Origin of the sequence: Achromobacter spanius (genome assembly GCF_002812705.1) — a bacterium.
Classification (GTDB): Bacteria; Pseudomonadota; Gammaproteobacteria; order Burkholderiales; family Burkholderiaceae_B; genus Achromobacter; species Achromobacter spanius.
Map to the genome: position 1 here is coordinate 5,628,097 of NZ_CP025030.1, position 22,005 is coordinate 5,650,101.

At 62.1% G+C, this 22,005-nt stretch carries 19 protein-coding genes; 14 read left to right on the forward strand and 5 right to left on the reverse strand.

The annotated features are described in order from the left end of the window. The first annotated feature begins 79 nt into the window (after positions 1–79). A complete protein-coding gene (locus CVS48_RS25535) occupies positions 80–1,030 on the forward strand; it encodes a hypothetical protein (protein WP_100856892.1) in 951 nt (316 codons plus the stop codon). Between the two features lie 188 nt (positions 1,031–1,218). On the opposite strand, the gene CVS48_RS25540 is transcribed toward CVS48_RS25535, so the two are convergent. From CVS48_RS25540 to CVS48_RS25550, 3 genes are read right to left on the reverse strand one after another with little or no spacing between them, the layout of a single operon-like run. Next, positions 1,219–2,226: a Bug family tripartite tricarboxylate transporter substrate binding protein gene (locus tag CVS48_RS25540; protein ID WP_100856893.1), complete on the reverse strand. Its 1,008-nt coding sequence runs from the start codon at positions 2,224–2,226 to the stop codon at positions 1,219–1,221. A 55-nt stretch (positions 2,227–2,281) separates the two neighbouring features. Continuing rightward, a complete protein-coding gene (locus CVS48_RS25545) occupies positions 2,282–4,729 on the reverse strand; it encodes a CaiB/BaiF CoA-transferase family protein (protein WP_100856894.1) in 2,448 nt (815 codons plus the stop codon). A gap of 33 nt (positions 4,730–4,762) precedes the next feature. After that, positions 4,763–8,080, reverse strand: coding sequence for an acetyl-CoA carboxylase family protein (locus CVS48_RS25550; protein ID WP_100856895.1), 3,318 nt, complete (start codon positions 8,078–8,080; stop codon positions 4,763–4,765). Positions 8,081–8,352: 272 nt separating this feature from the next. Between CVS48_RS25550 and CVS48_RS25555 the strand changes: the two genes are divergently transcribed. The 10 genes from CVS48_RS25555 to CVS48_RS25595 all read left to right on the forward strand — a co-directional run bounded on the left by CVS48_RS25555 (position 8,353) and on the right by CVS48_RS25595 (position 18,325). Continuing rightward, on the forward strand, positions 8,353–9,282 hold the full coding sequence (locus CVS48_RS25555; protein ID WP_100856896.1) for a LysR family transcriptional regulator: 930 nt from the start codon (positions 8,353–8,355) through the stop codon (positions 9,280–9,282). A 238-nt stretch (positions 9,283–9,520) separates the two neighbouring features. Beyond that, positions 9,521–9,928, forward strand: a complete 408-nt coding sequence (locus tag CVS48_RS25560; protein ID WP_242001156.1) for a Zn-ribbon domain-containing OB-fold protein — start codon at positions 9,521–9,523, stop codon at positions 9,926–9,928. A 60-nt stretch (positions 9,929–9,988) separates the two neighbouring features. Further along, positions 9,989–11,140 carry an acetyl-CoA acetyltransferase gene (locus tag CVS48_RS25565; RefSeq protein WP_100857858.1) on the forward strand — a complete coding sequence of 384 codons (1,152 nt, stop codon included), beginning with the start codon at positions 9,989–9,991 and terminating at the stop codon, positions 11,138–11,140. A gap of 23 nt (positions 11,141–11,163) precedes the next feature. Beyond that, positions 11,164–12,477, forward strand: coding sequence for a 3-hydroxyacyl-CoA dehydrogenase (locus CVS48_RS25570; protein ID WP_100856898.1), 1,314 nt, complete (start codon positions 11,164–11,166; stop codon positions 12,475–12,477). A gap of 77 nt (positions 12,478–12,554) precedes the next feature. Beyond that, positions 12,555–13,559 carry a Bug family tripartite tricarboxylate transporter substrate binding protein gene (locus tag CVS48_RS25575; RefSeq protein ID WP_242001155.1) on the forward strand — a complete coding sequence of 335 codons (1,005 nt, stop codon included), beginning with the start codon at positions 12,555–12,557 and terminating at the stop codon, positions 13,557–13,559. 368 nt (positions 13,560–13,927) lie between these two features. Beyond that, positions 13,928–15,028, forward strand: a complete 1,101-nt coding sequence (locus CVS48_RS25580; protein ID WP_100856900.1) for an NAD(P)-dependent alcohol dehydrogenase — start codon at positions 13,928–13,930, stop codon at positions 15,026–15,028. Then, on the forward strand, positions 15,028–15,885 hold the full coding sequence (locus tag CVS48_RS25585) for a murein L,D-transpeptidase (RefSeq protein WP_175121093.1): 858 nt from the start codon (positions 15,028–15,030) through the stop codon (positions 15,883–15,885). Before CVS48_RS25580 ends, CVS48_RS25585 begins: the two co-directional genes overlap by 1 nt. A 198-nt stretch (positions 15,886–16,083) precedes the next feature. Next, entirely contained in the window at positions 16,084–16,491 is a 408-nt protein-coding gene (locus CVS48_RS25590) for a hypothetical protein (RefSeq protein WP_100856901.1), read from the forward strand. Positions 16,492–16,553: 62 nt separating this feature from the next. Next, positions 16,554–17,039, forward strand: coding sequence for a poly-beta-hydroxybutyrate polymerase N-terminal domain-containing protein (locus tag CVS48_RS29735; protein WP_242001154.1), 486 nt, complete (start codon positions 16,554–16,556; stop codon positions 17,037–17,039). Then, positions 17,036–18,325: a PHA/PHB synthase family protein gene (locus CVS48_RS25595; RefSeq protein ID WP_242001432.1), complete on the forward strand. Its 1,290-nt coding sequence runs from the start codon at positions 17,036–17,038 to the stop codon at positions 18,323–18,325. Before CVS48_RS29735 ends, CVS48_RS25595 begins: the two co-directional genes overlap by 4 nt. Positions 18,326–18,382: 57 nt before the next feature. Here CVS48_RS25595 and CVS48_RS25600 read toward each other — a convergent pair whose 3' ends face one another. Beyond that, positions 18,383–18,808 carry an Hsp20/alpha crystallin family protein gene (locus tag CVS48_RS25600; RefSeq protein WP_100856902.1) on the reverse strand — a complete coding sequence of 142 codons (426 nt, stop codon included), beginning with the start codon at positions 18,806–18,808 and terminating at the stop codon, positions 18,383–18,385. Between the two features lie 267 nt (positions 18,809–19,075). Here CVS48_RS25600 and CVS48_RS25605 point away from each other — a divergent pair, with 267 nt between their 5' ends. After that, positions 19,076–19,435, forward strand: coding sequence for a VOC family protein (locus CVS48_RS25605; protein WP_100856903.1), 360 nt, complete (start codon positions 19,076–19,078; stop codon positions 19,433–19,435). Between the two features lie 54 nt (positions 19,436–19,489). Here CVS48_RS25605 and CVS48_RS25610 read toward each other — a convergent pair whose 3' ends face one another. Beyond that, positions 19,490–20,113, reverse strand: coding sequence for a LysE family translocator (locus CVS48_RS25610; RefSeq protein ID WP_100856904.1), 624 nt, complete (start codon positions 20,111–20,113; stop codon positions 19,490–19,492). Between the two features lie 151 nt (positions 20,114–20,264). On the opposite strand from CVS48_RS25610, the gene CVS48_RS25615 reads away from it, so the two are divergent. Together CVS48_RS25615 and CVS48_RS25620 are read left to right on the forward strand one after the other, a co-directional pair. After that, positions 20,265–20,765, forward strand: coding sequence for an RNA polymerase sigma factor (locus CVS48_RS25615; protein ID WP_100856905.1), 501 nt, complete (start codon positions 20,265–20,267; stop codon positions 20,763–20,765). 43 nt (positions 20,766–20,808) lie between these two features. Then, a complete protein-coding gene (locus CVS48_RS25620; protein WP_167401056.1) occupies positions 20,809–21,834 on the forward strand; it encodes a FecR family protein in 1,026 nt (341 codons plus the stop codon). The last annotated feature ends 171 nt before the right edge of the window (positions 21,835–22,005 follow it).

The window sequence follows — 22,005 nt, forward strand, 5'->3', positions numbered from 1 at the left end:
CTGGCTTAGCGAACGCGAATTTTCCATCGGGAGTGTCAGGCCCGAAGTCACCTCTGTGCAAAATGCAGTTTGAGGCCCAATGAGTACTTCGAATCTGAAACCCTCGAAATACCAACTCGAGTCGAATCTTGACCAGTACCGAGTAGGCGCCGGCGCGCATCAGAGCGATCTCGAGTTCGAGGTCCTTCAGACGATCTGCAAGGCGGCTGATAAGGCTATGCGCTTGGCTGCACGCACGGCCCTCGTTCACGTTCCCGAGCATTTGAAAGATAATCTGTTCCCTACGCTGACGGCTGGCAACAGCCCGCTACCGATGGCGACTCAGGTAGGCAATGGTGCGGCATATCGAATCTCGATTCCAATCTCCTTCGTCGACAAGCTACTTTCGATCACACCAACTCGAGGTGGGCGGCCGCCGAGAGAAGCTTCTGACTACTTTATCTCGTCGGCCATCGTCGCAGTGCTAGCCGCGTACGGGCATGAGATGAATCACGTCTTTGCTGGACATCTGGGGATGCCATCGTCGAAAGGACAGGAGACGCACTCGGACTACATTGGTGGGGGTCTGCTCTGGGCATGGCTTCACGATGAAGAGATTGCTGCGTTATGCCGAATTCCAAATGGCAAACAAGTCTCAATGTGTGCATATGGGTTCTTGCATCTGATCTCTGTCTTGGGCGATTCGGATCACGACCGGAGTCTGTACCTTCCTCGTTGCCTGCGGCTCAATGTTTTCTTTGGCGGTGCCGGGTTCTGTGCTGAGCAAAGAGGAGGAAGAGCCCAGGGCGATCTGGTTGGAGACGCCTTTCAGGCTATGCCAGCATGCCCAGATAGTGACTTTGAGTCGTCGGCAATCCGAAGCCAACACGTCAGCCTGATGGTACAGATGAAGCAACCTCAGATGATGACCAGGCTGCAGACAGCCCTTCAAGATATGCGCCAAGAAAAGAGCGACTGGTACACCTCGTCAAAACACTTGAGTCCGATTAAGAAGGATCTTCGCCGCGCTCTCAAACGAGACTCATCATGAAGCGGTTCCAAGGGCACATAAGGCAGAGCACAATGAGGCAGATCGCAGACGATGTGAGGCCGATTTCCAACCGACCGCTCATGGCCGAAAGGCGAACTCTATCCCGGCTACTCACACCCTGTGAGATCGCGGAATATACTTCGCCCACGGCAAGACGCCTCCCCGACGTCCGCCGCCCCGGCCTCGCCTCAATCGATGACAATATTCTCCCGCTTCACCACAAGAGAAAGTTGATCGACCTCATGCCCGATGCGCGTGGACAATTCCTTCGGATTGCTCATGACGACGCTACCCTGCGCACTGAGTGAGGTCTTGGCGGCGGGTTGCTCCATCGCGCGCTTGGACTGCTCGTACAAGGTGTCGACGATCTGGGCAGGCGTGCCTGCCGGGGCGAACAGGCCCAGCCAGAAAGTGACATCGATGTTCGGATAGCCTGCCTCGGCCATCGTGGGGATATCCGGCATTTGGGAAATTCGTTGCTTCTGCGTGACGGCCAGGGCTTTCAACTTGCCGGCCGCCACTTGCGGTGCGCTGGCCAGCGTATCGAAAGACGTGTTCACCTCGCCCGCCATGACCGCCATGCTTGCTTGCGAGGCCGACTTGTAGGGGATATGGGTTGCCTTGAACTGGGTGTCATTGCTCAGTTGTGCAAACGCCAGATGGGCCAGGTTGCCTTGGCCTCCCGAGCCATAAGTGAGCTCGCCCGGATTCTTCCTGGCGTACTCAACCAGATCCTTGACCGACTTGATGGCGTGCTTCTTGGCCCATTCGGGGTTGACGTTCAGAATGAACGGCGCGTCCAGAACCAGGGCGATGGGAGCGAAATCCTTGGTCTTGTACTGGGAGTTCTTGTAGATCAAGGGGTTGACCGTGATGCTGCTGCTGTTGGTGGCCAGCAGCGTGTAGCCATCCGGCGCCGAACGGGCCACCTCGGCCGCCCCGATCGACCCATTGGCGCCGCCCTTGTTCTCCACGATGACGGGCTGCTTGAGCGTCTTGGACAACGAATCCGACAGCAGGCGAGCCATCGTGTCCGTGATCGAACCGGCCGGGAACGGCACGATGATCTTGATGGCTTTAGTGGGCCATGCGTTGTCCTGCGCGAACGCGGCAGGTGCCCCCAACCCCAATGCCGAAGCCACGGCAAGGTGCGCGGAAGTGATGAGGAAGTTACGGCGGGAATGGGATGTAGTCATTGTTTGTCTCCACGAAAGTTAGATCTTGTGTATTGCATCGTGCTTGCGCGGCTTGTCAGGCCGCCTTCCTGGTTGCGGTGTTTCCTATGATTCCGTCTCGTTCCAGTGTCTGTTGCTGATCCGCGCTCATGCCCAGCACGCGCGAAAACACTTCGCTGTTGTGCTGCCCGAGCGTAGGCGCCGGACGCACCGCCGCGACCGTCGCGCCCGGCTCCCTGAACCAGGGCGTGGTTGCCAGAAACTCGCCGATATAAGGGCGGGTAGTCGCCTTGAAAAACTCGCGGGCCCTGAGATGCGGGTCATCGAGTACCGTCCAGATCGGCTTGACTTCTCCTGCGCTGATACCGGCCTGCTGCAATTCGGCCATGGCGCTTTGCGCGGAGCGCGCGCGCGCCCATGCGTTGATCCTGCGGTCTATCTCTTCCTGTCGGGCCCGTCGGCCTGCCGCCTTATCCAGAGCAGAGTCCAGGGCAAGATCCGCCGCCTGCATGACCGTCAGCAATGCCTGCCATTGCGCATCGCTCGTGATGCTCACCACCACCCAGGCGTCATCGCCCGCGCACTGGTATATCCCCTGCGGGGCATGGAGAGGATGCGCATTGCCGCTGCGGGGCGTGGTCATGCCGTGCACGGACTGCTCAATCAGGAACGGCGCTGTCATGGGCAGCATGCATTCCACCTGAGACAGGTTGACGTGGCGCCCCTTGCCCGAGCGTTGCTGCACGAACAGCGCCAGCAACGCCGCCGCCCCCCCGTTGAAGCCACCCACCGGATCACCATAAGCGTAGGAGGTCAGCGCGGGAGGGTCCTGCGGGAAACCGGTGTGTTGCGGCAGGCCGCTAGCCTGCTCCAGCGTGCCGCCGTAGGCCCTGATCGTGCTCCACTCATTGCCCGACCCGAATGCCGGCATGGATACCATGACCAAGCGCGGATTGACCTGGGACAGCACGGCATAGTCCAGCCCGAGTTTGGGCAACACCTCGGTCGAGTAGTTCTCGATGACGATATCGGCCTTGGCCACCAGATCGAACAGGACCGCACGCCCTTCCGCACGGGTCAGATCAAGCGTGATGCCCAACTTGTTGCGGTTCATCAGCGCAAAGTTCGAGTTCTTTTCGTATAGCTTTTCCTGATAGAACTCATCGGTGTAATGCGTGCCCCGCCACCAGTCCGGATAGCCCGTGCTTTCCACCTTGATGACTTCCGCGCCAAAGTCCGCCAGCGTCCTTGCCGCCAATGGCCCGGCCCACCCCATCGTCAGATCCACCACCCGAATTTTTTGCAAGGGCGGCGCGTCCGGCGCGGCCCTGGCCAAGCCGGCGGCCGGCGTCAGGCTCTGCGCTTCACGGTAGCGGGGGCCGTCAGCATCCAGAAGCGCTGCCTTACCGCCCGGCAAAGGCCCCGCATCGCCCATAGGCAGCGGAACGACCGGCCCCTCGAATTCGGCTGCCCCCGCCTTGACGGGAACAAAGGCGCCGCGTTCGCGATGCACGCCTTGTTGAAGCAGTTCTGCCATGGTCGGCACGATGACAGCGGGAAATTTCTGCTTGCGCAGCACATCGAACCATTCCTCGGCTGTCCTGGCGCGCAGGCTGGGAATCAGGAACGCATCGATTTCGTCCGCATGGACCATACGGGTCGGCCCGCTCGCAAAACGCGGGTCCGCGGCCAGGTCCGGGTGGCCGATGGCAGCGCACAGCGCTGCCCACTGCGGGCCGGTATGGGCGAACAGCCCAATCCAGCCCTGCTTTGTCTCGTAGATGCCGGCGGGATGCGCTGTGCAGAACCGGTTGACACCCAGCCGGGCCATGGGATGCCGGCCATCCTGCACCATGCCGGCTTCCATCTCCACCAGCGAAAACGCAACCTCATGGATGCTCAGCAGATAACGCCGGCTGCCGTCGGATCGTCCTAGCAACGCAGCGGTCGCGCTTGAGAATGCCGCGACACCGGCGGCAATGGCGGTCTGAATGTCGTGCGGCAGATGGGGCGGGCCCTGCTTCGCGCCACTGCAATACACCGCGCCGGCCAGGGCGCGGCACACGGCTTCGGTGCCTGCGAAACCGCTGTAGGGCCCGGACTCGCCGAACCAGGTCAGACATACCTCGATAGGCGCCTTGCCCTGGCCGTCATTCCCATCGCCAGCGTACGCGGGGCGCTTCAGAACCTCCAAGCCTTCGTCCAGGGCCCGGGCGTCAAGAATCACATCGCATGTCCGGGCGAGCCCCGACAGCCACGCGGGTTCCGCGCCTGTCTTTCCGCGAAGGGCCACGCTGCGCTTGTTGGTATTAAGCCAGGCATGCAAGGCGCTTGCGGGCTCGCCATTGGCCTCGTTCAAAAGGGGCGGCAGGCGGCGCAACGTGTCGCCGTCGGCGTCCTCCAGCTTGATGACCTCGGCGCCAAAATCCGCAAAGAGCTTCCCGGCATAAGCCACTGCCGCTCCGCAGCCGATTTCCAGCACGCGCAACCCGGAGAAGGCGAGCCGGCTTTCAGATGTATGCATAGTCGCAACCTGTTCCAACAGACTTCACCTTGATCACCAGGTATCGACAAAGGCGCGGCGGGCACGGCCGGCGCGCAAAGGTGCCGACGCGATGCCTTGGCGTATCCACGTGCGGGTCTGCGCGGGATCGATGACTGCGTCGATCTCCGTCGTGGACGCGACATTGATGGCATGCCCGCGCTCGTAAGCGCGAGCCACCAACTGGTCGTAAAGCGCCTGGCGCTCAGGCCCCTCGGGGACGTTCTCGAGTTCCTTCTTGAAGCCCAGCCGGATGGACCCTTCCAGGCCCATGGGGCCGAATTCGCCCGTTGGCCACGACACCGCGCAACTGGCCGAGCGAAAGCCCCCGCCGGCCATGGCCATGGCGCCCAGGCCGTAGCCCTTGCGCAAGGCAATTGCCAAGATGGCGACCCGCAGCTTGGCCGCGACCACGAACATGCGCGACACATGCCGGACTTGCGCCTTGGCCTCTTGCTCTGGCCCGACCATGAATCCCGGCGTATCGATCAACGAAATGATGGGCAGGCCGTGGATATCGCAAAGATTCATGAAGCGTGCCGCCTTGTCGGCCGCATCGGCATCGATGGCGCCTCCCAGGTGATGCGGATTGTTGGCGATGATCCCCACAGGCTGCCCTTCCACGCGAGCCAGGGCGGTGTGCATTCCCAGTCCGAACCCCGAGCGCAGCATCAATACGCTGCCTACGTCTGCAATACCTTCGATGACCTTGCGGCTGTCGTAGACACGCAAGCGATTCTCCGGCACCACATGACGAAGGTGGCGCGGGTCGGGCGCCACCCAGTCCTTGGTGCGGCCCTGGAACATGGACAGATAGTGCTTGGCCGCCACGACGGCCTGCGCCTCGTTGTCGACCAGGATGTCGATGACGCCGTTGGCGAACTGCACCGGCGCGGGGCCGACGTCCTCCGGCCGGAAGATGCCCAGCCCTCCGCCTTCGATCATCGCCGGGCCGGCCATGCCGATGTTGGCGCTCTTGTCCGCGATGATGACATCGCAGACCCCCAGAAAGGCGGCGTTGCCCGCGAAACAGCGTCCGGAAACAATGCCCAGCAAAGGCACTTCGCCACTGAGTTCGGCCAGCGCGGCGAACGACGGCTGATACAGCCCGGATACGAACGGAAAATCGACATCGCCCGGCCGACCGCCTCCGCCTTCGGCGAACAACACCATCGGCATTTCGTCGCGGCGAGCACGTTCCACCAGCCTGTCGGTCTTGATGTGGTTGCGTTTGCCCTGCGTGCCCGCCAGCACCGTCGCGTCATAGGCCATCACGGCGGTCAGCGACCCGTCGTAGCCGAATGCGTCGCCGTTGATGTTGCCAATGCCGGTGACAATGCCGTCCGCGGGCGTGTTGGCGATCAGGTCTTCCTTGCTGCGGCGGCTAGCCTGCGCGGCAATGACCAATGCGCCAAACTCCACGAACGAGCCTTCATCGCACAGATCGTCCACGTTCTCCCGTGCGGTGCGCTGCCCTCGCGAACGGCGCTTTGCCACGGCCTGCGGGCGCGCGTCATCATAAAGCGACGCATGGCGGTCGAGCACGGCTTGCAGGTCAGGGCGCACGGCATCCAGATCGATCTCGTCTGTCACGACCTCGGTGTCGACACCGCTCGATTCCTGTTCCAGCAAGACCAGGATCTCGCCTTCGAGCACATTGCCGCCACTGGCGGCCGGCACCTCGACGACCCTGCCATTGAAATCGGCGACGACGCTGTACTCCATTTTCATCGCTTCGATCACGGCAATGGGTTGGCCCTTGAGCACAAGATCGCCAGCGCTTACGGACACCTCGACCAGGCGGCCGCTCAACGGCGCGCGCGATGCCGAAATCCCTTCCGGCACCTCGGCCTGCGCTGCCTGCGGCAGCTTGGCCGCCGACGCGCCGCGCCCCCCCGAATCCCCGATCAGGCTGTCCTTGGCCTGCTGCGCTTGCGCGTACTGCTCGGCCGCTGCAAGCAGTTCCCCAAGGATGGACTCGATGTAGCGCGTATGGTTGCGCTGCAACAGGAAGTCCTCCCGAGCCACAAGCGCCTGCAAAAGATGGATGTTCGTGGCTACGCCGGCAATCCGGAACTCGGCCAGGCAGCGGCGCAACCGCCGCACCACTCCCGCGAAATCGTCACTGCCGCTGAACACGATCAGCTTGGCCAGCAGCGTATCGAACGCCGGGGCGGGCGAGTACCCGCCGTAGGCATGGGTGTCGACGCGCACTTCGGGGCCGGCGGGCGGCTCGAAACGCTCCAGCCTGCCGTGTGCCGGGCGCGCCATGCCCGTGGCATCGGTCGATTCTGCATTGATGCGGACCTGAATGGCATAACCGTTCAGCCCCGGCGGGTTGCTCGGGTCCACGCCCAGTTCGGCCAGGCGCTTTCCCTGCGCAACACCGATCTGCAAGGCCACCAGATCCACACCCGTGACCTGCTCGGTAATCGTATGTTCAACCTGTAGCCGGGGGTTGGCTTCGATAAATACAAAGTCCGTCTGCACCCCGTGCTCGTTTTCTTCGACCAGGAATTCAAAGGTTCCCAGGCTGCGGTACTCCACCCTGGCCGCCATTTTCTTTGCCGCGGCAAGAATGGCGGCGCGCAGCGTGGCGCTCAGCACCGGGCTGGGCGCGATCTCGACCACTTTCTGAAAGCGGCGCTGCAGCGTGCAATCCCGATCGCCAAGCGCGACCACCGACGCCCCATCGCCGGCGATCTGCACTTCGATATGACGCGCGCGATTGACCAGACGCTCCGCGTACAGCGCGTCCACGCCAAAGGCCGACATGGCTTCCGACCGGCAGCGGGCATAGAGCTCGGCGATATCGGCTTTGGACTTGACGACGCGCATCCCGCGTCCGCCGCCTCCGCCAACCGCCTTGATGACAATCCCGACCCCGCCCTGCTCGTCGAAGAACTGTTCGACGTCCGCAAGTGTTGCACCGCCCGGCGTGGCGGGCATGACGGGCACGCCGCATTCGCGGGCCAGTTGCAACGCGCGGCCTTTGTCTCCGAACAGAGCCAGGTGATCGGCGTTCGGGCCGATGAACGTGATTCCCGCCGCATCGCAAGCCAGGGCGAAATCCGCCCTTTCACTCAAGAAGCCATACCCCGGATGGATGGCATCGCAATGCTCGGCCGTGGCGGCGGCAACGATGGCGTCGATATCGATATAAGCCGCCGGACCGGAGCCGGTCAGCGCAACCGAGGTATCCGCCAGAATTCGATGCCTTGAGTTTGAATCGTCCTGGGAATACACCGCGACGCTTTCCAACCCCAGGTCGCGCACGGCGCGCATGACTCGCACGGCGATTTCGCCACGATTGGCAACCAACACTCTCTTCATGGTGATCCTATGTCTCTGCTCTGACTCTTATGCTCAAGTTCTTAAGCTGCTGCCCGTAGCCCTTGCATGTTCCTGCCAGACGAGGCGCGCCCGCGGGCAGGCGCCGAAAAGCACTAACATGCAAACGGATACGCGCAATCGCAGCCCAGCTTGATCCGGCGGTTGTCGTTAACTTGGTGAGGATGGTAGGAGTCGTGCCACAGCCGCACAATTCACATTTTTCTCTGACCCCTATAGCCGTTCGGCATGTGTCTCGATAAAAGCAGGCGGAAATGGAACTCAGGCAGTTAAGAACGGTTCTGGCGATCGCGGAAACCGGCAGCCTCACCAAGGCGGCGGAACTGCTGCACGTTGTGCAGCCCGCCCTGTCCCGACAACTGAAACAACTGGAAGACGAACTGGGCACGCCGCTTTTCGAGCGCAACCGGCTCGGGATGGTGCTGACCGTGCCAGGCCGCCGGTTTGTCGATCAGGTGCGGCTTTCCCTTAAGGGGCTTAATGAAGCCCGGGCCGACATCGGCGCCGCAAAAACGGATCTGCTTGGCACGGTGTCCATCGGCATGCTGCCCAGCCTTGCGGCCGCGCTTGCCGGCCCGCTCGTCATCGCGCTGCAGCAGCAGTATCCCAATCTGCGCGTGCGCATCGCCACCGGCTTCTCGGATTTCCTGCAAGAGGGCCTGGAGGGCGGCAAGCTTGATATCTGCCTCATGGGCGACTATCTGCAATCCGAACTCCTGCAGACCTCGCCCGTTTATTCCGAGCCCATATACGTCTTTGGCATGCCGGGATCCGGATTGTCCGAAGACACCCCAATGACGCTCGAGGCCGTCTCCAGAATGCCCATGGTGGTTCCGGAAGCGCGCAGCTTGCGCAACGTGATAGACCGGGCCTGCACCATCCTCGGCGTCAACCTGAATCTGGTTGCCGAGTCGGACAGCACTACGGTCATTCTGGATCTGGTGTTACGCGGCGTCGGCTACACCATCCTGCCAGCCATGCCCATCATGACGATGCTGGCCGAAAAGCGCATCGAAGGCGCTCCCATCATCAGCCCCACGCTGCAACGCACCGTGATCATCGGCACCGCCGTCCTGAACCGCAACCCCCGCCTCGTCAATGCGCTGCATGCCGAGCTGATCCGCCTGCTCGAGCCCTACATCAAACAGTTCGACCACGTCGGCGCACGCTGGCTGGCTGACTGACTAAGTACACCCTCTGCGTGCCCCCTCCGCGCGCGAACCCGGCACGCAACGAGCCACGGCCCAGCTATGCTCAATCGCTATGCCCCTCGTCAAAATTAGTTAATTGTCCCGAGACGGATCGCCCCCCTAACATCATTCAAGCGTCGCGGCATCGCCAGCAGACAAGCCATGCACCCAACGGGTGTGTGTCCCGTCCGCCTGCCGGCCGGCCGCGGCCAACGAATCTTGGGAGGCGAATGTGCAGAATTCCTCTAACAGCACAAACATAGCGGGCGACGAGGCAGTCGGCCCGGAGCAGTACTTCCAGCGCATGCTCGAACAAGGGCAGTTCATGATTCAGCGCTGCGAAACAACCGGCCGCGCCGTTTTCTATCCTCGAGCCATCTCCCCTTATGGCGGCGGACGCTTGCGCTGGGAAGCCGCCAGTGGCGACGGCACTATCTATTCGACCACCGTCGTGCGCCAACGCCCCGAACGGGGTGGGGACTATTGCGTCGTCCTGGTGGACCTTGAAGAAGGACCGCGCCTGATGAGCACCGTTGTCGATATGGAGCCCCTGGCGGTGACGATCGGCATGCGAGTCCGTGCAGAAGTGCGCCGCCAGCCCTCTGGCTTGCCGCGCGTGGTGTTTGTGCGCGCGGACTGACCGCGTGTGGTGTTTGTGCGCGCGGACTATCGCGCGACCCATGATTATTGGAACGATTTGATGGCTACTAGTACTAGAGGGGCCTCGGCGATTGTCGGGATCGGCACCACGCCTGGCTGGAACAGCCCCGGGTTCTCGGCGTTGGATCAACTTGGCATCGCCGTTCAGGTGGCTGCGGCCGATGCCGGCATCGGCGTTGACCAGATCGACGGCTTGTTCACGTCCACCCTGACGCATTTCATGCCCGCCCTGTCCGTGGCGGAGTATCTCGGCATTCATCCGACCTATATGGATGGCACCAACATCGGCGGATCCTCATTTCTGGGCCACCTGTTGTCGGCCACGCTTGCCCTGCAAGCCGGGCTGTGCAAAGTGGCCTGCATTTGCTATGGGTCGAACCAACTGTCGGCGGGCGGCAAGCTCACCACCCTGACCGAACCCGCGCCATGGGAGGCGATGTATTCGCCGCGCAACCCCATCAGTGGCTACGCCTTGGCTACCGCGCGCCACATGCACCAGTACGGAACCACGCGCGAGCAGTTGGCCAGCGTCGCAGTCGCCGCGCGCCAGTGGGCGCGGCTCAATCCTGCCGCGCACGAGCGCGGCCCCCTGAGCATCGCCGAGGTTCTGGATTCCCGGCCCATATCCGATCCGCTCACGCTGCGGGACTGCTGCCTGGTGACCGACGGCGGCGGAGCGATGATTCTCGTCGCGGCGCAGCGCGTGCCGGAATTTGCCAACACGCCGGCCTATGTTCTGGGTGTCGGCGAGGCCACCACGCATCGCCAGATTTCGAGCATGGAAGACCTTACGGTTACCGGGGCCGTGCAATCCGGCCAACGCGCCTTCGAGATGGCGCGCGTCGCGCCACAAGAGATCGACGTCTTGCAGCTCTATGACGCATTCACCATCAACCCGATTCTGTTTCTTGAGGACCTGGGTTACTGCGCCAAGGGCGAAGGTGGCGCGTTCGTGGCCTCAGGCGTGACCGCGCCCGGTGGCGCACTGCCGGTCAACACCAACGGCGGCGGCCTGTCCTGCAATCACCCGGGCATGTATGGCATTTTCGCGGCCATCGAGGCGGTGCACCAGATCCGCCGCTCCGCAGGCGCCAGACAGGTTGACGGCGTCGATCTGGCCCTGGCCCACGGCAATGGCGGCCAGTTGGCCAGCCAGGTCACGGCGATTCTCGGATCGCGCACCACCCTGTAAACGCTACAACCGCGGACACCATCATGAGCAGCACCACCAGCACGCCAGTCGTCACCTACCATCCCTTCGTGGCCGAGCCTCAATTGCACAAGCTGCCGTTGGCGGCCAAGGCCAGGTCCGTCAACCGGGCGGCGGTGATAGGCGCCGGCACGATGGGCGGCGGCATTGCGATGTGTTTCGCCAATGCAGGCATACCCGTGGTGCTGCTGGAGAAAGGCGCCGAGCACCTCAGCCAGGGCATGGCGCGCATCGAAGAAAACTACGCCAACTCCGCGCGGCGCGGCCGGCTCAGCGCAGGCGACGTCGCGCAGCGTCTCGCATGCATACAGGGCAGCACACGCTTCGAGGATCTGGCCGACGTAGATCTGGTCATTGAGGCGGTGTTCGAGGAAATCGGGCTCAAACACGAGATCTTCAAGACGCTTGATCGGGTCTGCAAACCCGGCGCCATCCTGGCCTCAAACACCTCTTTCCTGGACATCGACAATATCGCGAGCGCCACCCGGCGGCCCCAGGACGTGGTCGGGATGCACTTTTTCAGTCCTGCCAACGTCATGCAGTTGCTGGAGAACGTGCGCGGCTCCGCCACATCTGATGACGTGTGCGCCACCGTCATGGACGTGGGCCGCCGCCTGGGCAAGGTCGCCGTGCTGGTGCGGTCCTGCGACGGATTCGTCGGCAACCGCATGTTGGCCAAGCGCACGCGCGAAAGCCATTTCCTGCTTCAGGAAGGCGCCTCGCCCTTTCAGATCGACCGTGTCCTGCGCGACTTCGGCCTGCCGATGGGGCCGTTCGCCATGGCGGATCTGGCAGGTTTGGACGTGGGCTGGCGCAATCGCCAGAGCCGCCTGCCGAACCTGACACCGCGCGAGCGCGAGTGCGACATGCTGGACCGCATGGTCGCTGCGGGTCGGCTGGGCCAGAAGACCCAGGGCGGCTTCTACGACTATGACAGTGACCGCAAGGCCACCCCGTCACCGGCTGCCGAAGCACTGGTCGCGGCACACCGCGCCGCCTCCGGCCGACAAGCGCGGCAGATCTCGGACCAGGAAATTCTGGAGCGCTGCCTGTACTCCATGATCAACGAAGCCGCCTATATCCTGGAAGAGAACATCGTCGAACGCGCGTCCGACATCGACGTCGTCTGGCTCAAAGGTTATGGCTTTCCCGCCTATCGGGGCGGCCCGCTGTGCTACGCGGACCAGATCGGCCTGCCTGCCATCCTGGCGGGGCTGCGCAAGTACGAAGCCGAGCACGGCTCCCAATACTGGAAGCCGGCCGATCTCATCGTCAAGCTCGCTCGGGAGGGGCGAGGTTTTCACGATGGTCCTGCCTGAAGCGCGCACACGCAATAAGAAGCAGCGGAGCTGGCGAATAAAGAGGTTTTGATAACTACAACAAACTGGAGACAAGCGTGTCTGACAAGCAACTGCATCACACAACTTTGGGCCGCCATCTGGCCGCCATCATCATCTGCGGCAGCAGCGCCCTGCTCGCGCCTGGCGTCGCGGCAGCCGCCGATTGGCCCGACGGCAAACCCATCACCATCGTCGTCCCGTTTTCGCCTGGCGGTTTCACGGATCTGGTTGCGCGCCGCTTCGCTCAGGACCTGGGCAATGAGCTGAAGACGACCATCGTGGTTCAGAACAAGCCCGGCGCCAGCGGCCAGATCGGCACCGCGCTCGTCGCGCGCGAGAAACCGGATGGCTACAACCTGCTTGTCACGGCCACGCAGCACGTGATCTATCCCGGCCTGCAGCCCAACCTGCCCTACGACCCGAAGAAAAGCTTCTCCAACGTGGCCATTCTGGCTTACGCGCCTAACGTCCTGCTGGTTCCCGCCAAATCTCCCATCTCCAACGCCAAGGAATTCACGGCCTACGCCAACAAACAGCCTGGCGGTCTGGCTTTCGGCTCCAGCAGCGTGGGCGGTTCGGCGCACATGTCCGGCGAACTCTACAAAATGGTCACCGGCGCCAATCTGCGCCATATCCCTTACAAGGGCGCCGCGCCCGCCGTCACCGACCTGATAGGCGCGCAGATCCCGGCGGCATTCCTGGACGCAACATCGGCAGCCGCCTTCATCCGCTCGGGCGACGTCAAAGCCCTGGCCGTCACGTCAAAAAGCCGCCTGCCCAGCTTGCCCGATGTTCCCACCGTCGCCGAATCCGGCTATCCGAGCTATGAATCGCAGGCATGGATAGGCCTCTTCGGCCCCGCCGGCATGCCGACAGCCATCGTGCAGAAAATGAACCAGATCGCCATCGACAGCGCCAACACCGAAGCCAACATCAAATGGCTCAACGACAACAATGCCACGCCGGCCAAGCTCTCGCCGACACAGGTCACGGGCTTCGTCGACGCCGAGCTCAACAAATGGAAGACCGTCATCGACCAGGCGCACGTCACGGTCCAATAGCACGGTGAGGCGCTCGCAAACGGGCGCCGTAACCCCGAAGCGGCCCGGGGCCGGCCGCAAGGGCCGGCCCTTCTGACCTGCCCCCACCCCGATTTAGAACGGGACGAAAAACCAGGGTAGAGTCAACCGTGCAAGCCACGTTCGATTGCGATGGTCCCCAGTCGTCAGGGCGCTTGCATCAGCTGGTGCGTCCAATGCGCAATTCCTTCGTCCAGCTCTTCACGGGACGGCTGCGGCCCTGAAGCCCGGTAGTTGACTTTGATCAATTGGCGGGCGCCCTGAAGGACTAAGCTGCCAGAAGTTCCCTATGCCATGCGGTGCTGGTTGTGGACGTACACGCCATCGGCGCCGCCTCCGTGGAGACCAGTATGCCTGCCATGATGAAAGCCGCCGTATTCGCGGGCCCCAACCGTGTCGAGATACGTGAAAAGCCCATTCCCGACGTGGGGCCGAACGACGCCTTGATGCGGATTACCACCACCACCATCTGCGGCACAGATATTCACATCGTCAAGGGTGAATATCCGGTGAATAACGGTCTGACGATTGGTCACGAGCCCGTCGGCGTCATCGAAAAGCTCGGGACCGCGGTACGAGGCTACACCGAAGGCCAGCGCGTGATTGCCGGCGCGATCTGCCCAAGCTTCAATTCCTATGCGGCTCAAGACGGCGCGCCCTCGCAGGACGGCACCTACCTGGTCGGTATGGGCATGTGCGGATGCCACGGGTACCGCGCCACTGCGGGATGGCGATTTGGCAACATGATAGATGGCGCCCAGGCGGAGTACCTGTTGGTTCCGGATGCGGAAGCCAACCTTGCACCGGTGCCGGATGCACTGAGCGACGAGCAGGTGCTCATGTGTCCGGACATCATGTCCACGGGCTTCAAAGGCGCCGAGAACGCCAACATCCGAATCGGCGATACGGTGGCGGTGTTTGCGCAGGGGCCGATAGGACTCTGCGCCACGGCCGGCGCCAGGTTGTTGGGCGCCACCACCATCATTGGGGTCGATGGAAACCCGCAGCGCTTGGCGATGGCGCAGGCCTGGGGCGCCGATGTCGTGCTGAATTTTCACGAGTGCGATGTGGTTGAGGAAATCTTGCGGCTGACAGGCGGCAAGGGCGTCGACTCCGCGATTGAAGCCCTGGGGCAGCAGAGCACATTCGAATCGGCGTTGCGTATCCTGAAACCCGGGGGCACCTTGTCCAGCCTCGGCGTCTATTCAAGCGACCTGACGATACCGGTTTCGGCTTTCGCCGCGGGCTTGGGCGATCACAAGATAAACACGGCGCTTTGCCCTGGCGGCAAGGAGCGCATGCGACGCCTGATGAATGTTCTGCAGTCGGGACGGCTGGACCTGACGAAGATGGTCACGCACCGCTACAGCCTGGACGACATCGCGCAGGCCTACGACCTGTTCGCGAACCAGCGAGACAACGTATTGAAAGTGGCCATCCGGCCGTTCTGATGCAACGTGGCCGAACGTTTTTCTCCGGCGTTGCGGCTCTTCCCAGACGGCAGCGCAAACATCACGCCATCTTCACGATGGCCTGGCTTTTCCTTGCCGCGCTGGCGCACGGCCAGGGGGCACTGCAACCGGCCGACGTAGCGTCCGCGTACAGCCGCGAAGTGTCCCCAAGGCTTGCGTTGCCGGATGACGAACGCGTCCGTTACGGTGACCTGGCCAGCCATGCGCTGGTATCCGCCGGTATCTCCTTATTGGCGCCTCAGTATGTCGTCATCGCCGACCGAAACATCTACGTGCAGGCGGTATTCGTCTATTGGTTGCACCCCGTTGCGCCGCCCCTGTATATCGGGGCATCCCCGGCCTCTACCGGGCAAGTCGGCACGTTCGACCATTTTGAGACGCCGACCGGCGTGTTTCCCCATACCTTGGCTAACCCGGACTACCGCGCCGAGGGCATAAAAAATGCGAACGGAATCCTCGGCTATGGCGTGAAGGGCATGCGTGTCTACGACTTCGGTTGGCAGAACGCCCGCCAAGGCTGGGGCACGGAACGCATCGCCACCATGCGTTTGCAAATGCACGCGACCGACCCCTATTTGCTCGAGCCAAGGCTGGGCACCCCGCAGTCCAAGGGCTGCCTTCGTATTCCGGCGACGCTAAATGAATTTATTGACCGTCTCGGCTTGCTGGATGCTGAGTACGAACTCGCCGCCGATTTAGGCTTCCAGCCCTGGGTATTGCGCTCTCAAAGGACACCGGCATATGGCGCGGGACGGTATCTGATCGTCGTCGACACGGAGCGCCGCGCCCGACCAGGCTGGTCGCCTCAACCTTGGATCAATCCGAAGAATCCATGACATCCCTGCTACCGCATGACGAGTTGGATCGAAGGCCGGCTTCATACACATCCTGCGCGTGATGAAGGCGCCCGGGCAGGCAGACGCCAGAACGTTGAGTTTTGTCAATTCGCCACGTTCAGATAAGCCTACGCTCGTTCTACGAGCCTGGTCCGGACCAGCGTCAGCGTAGCCTTAATCGCTTGGAGGTATCCCGTCATGCAGCCCGTCTACGAACCCTATACGGCACTGTACAAATACGGTCTTGATGTCGCGCTATCGGCAGCATCAAACTACTTTGAATATGTGAGGGAGCTGAGAACCTTGCAACTCAAGGTCGACAAAGAGATGGTGACCTGGATGCAAAATGCACATACCGAGATCGACGCTGAATCGTCGATCGCAGGCATATGCGCCCTGCAACAGAAGCACATGACCGATCTGATTGATCGCGAACTGAGGTACTTCAAGGAACTGGAAAGAATTTCCCGAGAGGCGTCGGCATCAACCTCACAAGCACTACGGAATGGTCGCAATCCTTGGCAGGAGCGTTTTTCCCAAATTGCAGAAGACGTTGCGCAGGTTGTCGCTCATGGCAGCGCGGCGGAAAAAATTAAAAGCCCCTGAGTGAGTGCGCATCACGCTCAAACCTGCCGGCCCACCGCGGATCGCAACGTCAGGACTGCACTATGAACGCCCCTTCTGTCAGTGCGAGCAGCGCCCTGCTGGCTGCCGAGGATGCATCCGACGAGGTTTTCCAAGCGCTGAACTACAGCAAAGAAGCCCTGCTGGCGCAGTTGACTGGTGGCATTTCGCCCGCTGCCTCCACGCTTGCAATGCTGGACTGGTGGATCCATCTTTATGCGGCACCCGGAACGCGGCTGAAGCTTGCCATGCGCTACGCCGATGCCATCGCAAGGCTGAGCCAACATGCGGCAATGTGCGCGACAGGCGGCACTTACACTGACGCTGATATTCCCGACTCTCCGCGTAGCTCGGCCGAGGCTTGGCGGCGCGAACCGTATCAGTTGTGGATGCACGCTTTTTCCCTGACACGCCAATGGTGGGATCAGGCGACAAAGCAAGTGCCTGGCGTGGATGCGCACCACGTTGACTGGTTTCCTTCTGTGCCCGGCAGTGGTGCGATCTCTTTTCGCCGGCAAACTTCCTGCTGACCAATCCTGAAGCCCTGCAACGCACCGTGGACCAAGGTGGGGGCAATCTTGTCGCCGGTTTCAGGAACTTCATGGCTGACCTGCAAGACCTGGCAGGCAGCCCCGCCGATAGCGGAACGGACCGCTTCCAAGTGGGCAAGACCATCGCAATAACGCCAGGGGCCGTCGTATTCCGCAACCATCTTCTCGAGCTTATCCAGTATGCGCCGTCGACGGCCACCGTCCGGCCTGAGCCGATTTTCATCACGCCGGCCTGGATCATGAAGTACTACGTTTTGGACCTGTCTCCCCAGAATTCGCTTATCCGCTATCTGGTCGCGCAGGGTTATACCGTCTTCTGCATTTCATGGCGCAATGTCGGCGCCAAAGACCGCAACCTCTCTTTAGAGGACTACCGCGAATCAGGCTTCATGGCGGCGCTTGACGCCGTCACGCGGGTTGTTCCGAATCAGCGCGTTCATGCTGTGGGGTACTGCCTGGGGGGAACGCTGCTGTCCATCGCCGCGGCCGCGATGGCGGGGCAAGGTGACGATCGGCTCGCAACGTTGACCCTGCTGGCGGCGCAAACGGATTTCACCGAGCCTGGCGGCCTGGGCTTATTCATCGGTGAAAGCGAGGTCAACTTCCTGGAAAGCATGATGTGGGCGCAAGGCTACCTGTCCGCGCAGCAGATGGCCGCTGCATTTCAAGCGTTGCGGCCCATGGACGAGGCCTGCGGGCGAGCAACGCGCGCTTATTTATTTGGTGAACGTTCGACTTCCAATGACTTGGTCGCCTGGAATGCCGATTCCACGCATATGCCATATCGGATGCACTCGGAATACCTGCGCAAACTATTCCTGAACAATGAACTTGCGGCTGGCCGCTATCAAGCCGGCGGTCGGGTCATTGCGCTTCGCAATATCAGAACGCCAGTATTTTCGCTGGGCACGGATGCCGACCGCATATCCCCCTGGCGCTCCGTCTACAAGGTGCACTACCAGACAGATGCCGACGTCCGCTTCGTACTGACCAGCGGTGGCCACAATGCCGGCGTCGTCAGCGAACCGGGGCACATTGGACGCTGGTACAGAACCCGCGATACGCCGGCGAGCGGCTTTCGGTGCGGCCCAGATGAATGGCTGCAAGACAGCGCGCTGCACCAGGGCTCTTGGTGGCCCGAGTGGAGCGAATGGCTGGCTCAGCGCTCAAGCGCGCCAAGGCCTGCAAACCAGGAACTTGGCGTTGCAGGGAGCAATCAGTCGGCGTTCACGCCTGCGCCCGGGCGATATGTTTTTCAGAGATAGTCGCGTTACCCGCCCCCGGCGCAGGCGGATGCGTATCGCGCGCCTGGGCGGTGCGCATCATTCGATTTTCAGCGTCTTGTTCTGGTTCCCGGCGAGCTTGGGAAGCGTCAGCGTCAGCACGCCGTTTTCACACACGGCTTTGGCGGCGGCTTGATCGATAGGACTGGCGAGCGACACGGTACGTTGAACGCGTCCCCAGAATCGTTCCTGCCGGATCACGTTTCCGCCTTCCTTCACTTCACTGTTCTGTTCCTTGTTAGCTGAAATCATTACGGTGTTCCCGTCGATTTCCACCGATATGTCCTTTTTATCGATGCCAGGGATTTCAGCCTTCAACACGTACTTGTCACCGGCCTCTGTAATGTCGATGTCCAGCCTGGGGGATCGTTCATCTGCCTGCGAACGAATCGGTCGCAGAAAGGCCTGGAACACATCAGCGACCGGGTCTGAAGAAAACGGACTGTATTGCGTCAAACGGGTCATGTTTATCTCCATTGCTTCACGTGGTGAGCGGCTACCCACCCAGATGTAATGATGATCCGAGCGACAGGTTCAATGTTGACCTATGTCAACTGCAAAGTGCGGAATCCCCGGGCTTGGTGCTGGTCCGCGATTGCGTGCGCGAGTGCTCTTCGACTCGCAAGATTCGCGTGATTGAATCGCTGCGAAAACGCCGCATTACACTGATTTGGTTTCACCGGCCAAACATTCTGCTTAGGTACGGTGAGCGCCATCCCCTCGGAGACCCCCATGTTCGATCACATCGGTTTCGGCGTCAGCGACATCAATCAAAGTCGCGACTTTTTCCTGCAAGCGCTGGCGCCGCTCGGCGTGCGCCTGGCCATGGAAGGACCCAACAGCATCGGCTTGGGCAAGGACGGCAAACCGTCCTTATGGCTATACGCGACCTCGTCAGTCACGGCTCCATTGCACATCGCCATTGCGGCGGCGACGCGGGCGGACGTGGACGCCTTCTATCAAGCCGCGCTGGCGGCAGGTGGCCGGGACAACGGGGCTCCGGGCGTTCGGCCGCATTACCATCCCAACTATTACGCCGCGTTTGTATTCAGCCCTGACGGCCACAACGTGGAAGCCGTCTGCCACCGCTAACCAGGCCGCCCGCCTTGACGAGCGTGAACAAGCCTTAAGTTGTCTCGACAAGCCTTAACGACTGCTGGCCAGGCGTATCCCCAAGCCCACCAGCGCGACGCCCATCAAGGCATCAACCACGCGGCTCATGCGCGCATAGACGGATCGAACGCGGCCCACGGAAAAGAACGCCGCCAGCGCGCCGAGCCACGCGGCCGTTATCAGGCCGACCAGCGCAACCACGCTGACATACACCCAGGTGGGTGCGCCAACCGGCAGCACGGTCACAAACAGCGTGGCGAAAAACGTTGCCGTTTTCGGATTGGTGATGCCGACCATGAAGCCCTGGCGCCAGGCTTGCAGCGCCCCGACTCGCGCAACACCGTGAATGCTCGGCTCGCCGCTCTTGGCCTTGAAAGCCGCCATCAGCATCCGCGCGCCCAGGTAGATCAAGTACGCCGCGCCGGCCAGGCGGATGGCCTCGTAGAGCCAGAAGAGTTCCTTGATCAGCAGGCCAAACCCCAGGATGGCCAAGGTGGCCCAAAGGACTACCGCGCAAGCGATGCCCAGACCGACGAGCATGCCGGATCGCCGGTCATTCAAGGCGTTGGACGTCACGGCAACGAAGTCTGGGCCGGGGCTGGCGCAGGCCAGAAGAACGATGCCGGAAAGCGTGAGCAACTGAGGCAGGTAGTCCATGTATCCAAGTCCTGGGGGGATTGATCGGGGGTACGGCAAGGCATCAACCGGTGAGGCTGGCACTTTAGCACCGCGATAAATCCGCCTCGCCGAAAGACGCAAATGCATATTAGAATCAATAACTTTTTGTTATTTGTCCAAGCGCTTCCTCATGTCCCACCCTCCCAAGGCCAGGAAAGACTGGCTCGCCCATTACGCGGAGATGATCGGCAAATGGCGCGGGCGGGGGCACGAGGATGGCGAAGACGCCATGCACGACACCGTGCTTGGCATGCTGGAAGGCGACGTCGCGGCTATCTATGACCCACGCGCGTACCTGTCCCGTGGCACCTCCAACCGCCTGGTCAGCCGGCATCGGCACGTCAACACGCTGGACATCACGTCGCTGGATGACGTGCCCGGCGGCGATCACCCCGCCACGCCTCCGGCCGACGACGGCGTCCGGTTCCAGCAACTGGCCGACGAGCTGACCCGTGCGTTGGAAGACCTGCCGCCCAAGTGCCGGCAGGTTTATCTGTGGTGCCGTCTGGAAGGATGGACGCACACCGAGATCGCCCAGGAAATGGGCATCTCGCGCAGCATGGTGGAAAAATACATGACTCGCTCCGTGCGTCACATCAACGATCGGCTGCAACACCATGCCCCTCTCTGACTCTCGCCCCCCCGCTTCTCGTCCTATCCACGAGCGCCCGCCCGTGCACGAAGACGCGCACGGCGACGACGTGCTGGAGCATCCGAGCGACGCGGCGCATTGGTTCTCACGGATGCATTCCGGCGAGATCACGGAAACCGATCGGCAGGCGTTTGCCGCCTGGTGCAGCGCCAACCCGGCGCACGAACGCGAATACCAAAAACTGACCGCGCAATGGGACGCCGTGCTGTCCCTGCCTGAAGCGCGGCTGCGCGGCCTGATGCAAGCCACGAACGCCACGCAAGCCTCGCAGTTTGCGCCCCCGCCGCCCGCGATGTCGCGGCGGCGTTTCGGCTTGAGGATGGTGGCGGCCTGTGCGCTGCCCGTTGCAGCGGGCCTGCTGGCCGCGCCCTACGTCGCGCCCTACCTCTTCGACCGCGACGAAAAGCGGCTGAACTACGCCACCCGCAAGGGCGAGCGGCGGCAGGTCACCTTGCCGGACGGATCCATCCTGCACCTGAACGGCGACACCCGCCTGGCCGCCCGCTTCGGCGCCAACGAACGCCGGGTGGAACTGGCGCAAGGCGAGGCCTTCTTTGAAGTGCAACACGACACGTCCCGGCCTTTCGTGGTGGAGGGCGGCGTGGGGCAAGTCACCGTGACAGGCACCCGTTTCAACGTGCGGCGCGACAGCGAGAGCTTGCAGGTCAGCGTTGAATCGGGGTCCGTGCGGCTGGAATCCGGCCCCTGGTGGCGGCATAGCGAACACCGCCTGGGCGCGGGTCAACAGGCCATTGCCTACGCGGGCGGCCCGCTTGGCGAAGTCACCCAGGTCAATGTCGACAACCTGACCGCCTGGCAGCGCGGCAAGATCATCTTCAACAATGTGCCGCTAGCCACGGTCATCAACGAGATGAACCGCTACCTGATGCAGCCCGCCAGCCTGGACGCGCCCGCGCTTGGGGCCTACCGCATCTCGGGCGTCTTCAGCGTGGACGACCCGCTGGCCATGATCGACGCGCTGCCCGCCATTGCCCCGGTGTCGCTCGACCGCTTGCCGGACGGCAGGGTCCGAGTGCTGGCGCGCTGACGATTTGTAACAATTCAATTACAAAATAATAGCGATTCCCATTCCGGTTTCAAGCCAGCTCATGCGTCTAGAGAGGAAGGGGCGGATTCATCCACGCCGCCCGCCTACCTCCTTTAGAACCGGTGCGCCCCCATGGCGTGCCTCTCACCGAGCTACCGATCTTGAATACCG

What these genes read in the sequence shown, in the direction of transcription:
- CVS48_RS25600 (WP_100856902.1), bottom strand. Translation starts at nt 18,808, where the DNA reads ATGACCCGTTTGACGCAATACAGTCCGTTTTCTTCAGACCCGGTCGCT.
- CVS48_RS25615 (WP_100856905.1), top strand. Translation starts at nt 20,265, where the DNA reads ATGTCCCACCCTCCCAAGGCCAGGAAAGACTGGCTCGCCCATTACGCG.
- CVS48_RS29735 (WP_242001154.1), top strand. Translation starts at nt 16,554, where the DNA reads ATGAACGCCCCTTCTGTCAGTGCGAGCAGCGCCCTGCTGGCTGCCGAG.
- CVS48_RS25570 (WP_100856898.1), top strand. Translation starts at nt 11,164, where the DNA reads ATGAGCAGCACCACCAGCACGCCAGTCGTCACCTACCATCCCTTCGTG.
- CVS48_RS25545 (WP_100856894.1), bottom strand. Translation starts at nt 4,729, where the DNA reads ATGCATACATCTGAAAGCCGGCTCGCCTTCTCCGGGTTGCGCGTGCTG.
- CVS48_RS25580 (WP_100856900.1), top strand. Translation starts at nt 13,928, where the DNA reads ATGCCTGCCATGATGAAAGCCGCCGTATTCGCGGGCCCCAACCGTGTC.
- CVS48_RS25540 (WP_100856893.1), bottom strand. Translation starts at nt 2,226, where the DNA reads ATGACTACATCCCATTCCCGCCGTAACTTCCTCATCACTTCCGCGCAC.
- CVS48_RS25535 (WP_100856892.1), top strand. Translation starts at nt 80, where the DNA reads ATGAGTACTTCGAATCTGAAACCCTCGAAATACCAACTCGAGTCGAAT.
- CVS48_RS25605 (WP_100856903.1), top strand. Translation starts at nt 19,076, where the DNA reads ATGTTCGATCACATCGGTTTCGGCGTCAGCGACATCAATCAAAGTCGC.
- CVS48_RS25610 (WP_100856904.1), bottom strand. Translation starts at nt 20,113, where the DNA reads ATGGACTACCTGCCTCAGTTGCTCACGCTTTCCGGCATCGTTCTTCTG.
- CVS48_RS25550 (WP_100856895.1), bottom strand. Translation starts at nt 8,080, where the DNA reads ATGAAGAGAGTGTTGGTTGCCAATCGTGGCGAAATCGCCGTGCGAGTC.
- CVS48_RS25555 (WP_100856896.1), top strand. Translation starts at nt 8,353, where the DNA reads ATGGAACTCAGGCAGTTAAGAACGGTTCTGGCGATCGCGGAAACCGGC.
- CVS48_RS25585 (WP_175121093.1), top strand. Translation starts at nt 15,028, where the DNA reads ATGCAACGTGGCCGAACGTTTTTCTCCGGCGTTGCGGCTCTTCCCAGA.
- CVS48_RS25590 (WP_100856901.1), top strand. Translation starts at nt 16,084, where the DNA reads ATGCAGCCCGTCTACGAACCCTATACGGCACTGTACAAATACGGTCTT.
- CVS48_RS25565 (WP_100857858.1), top strand. Translation starts at nt 9,989, where the DNA reads ATGGCTACTAGTACTAGAGGGGCCTCGGCGATTGTCGGGATCGGCACC.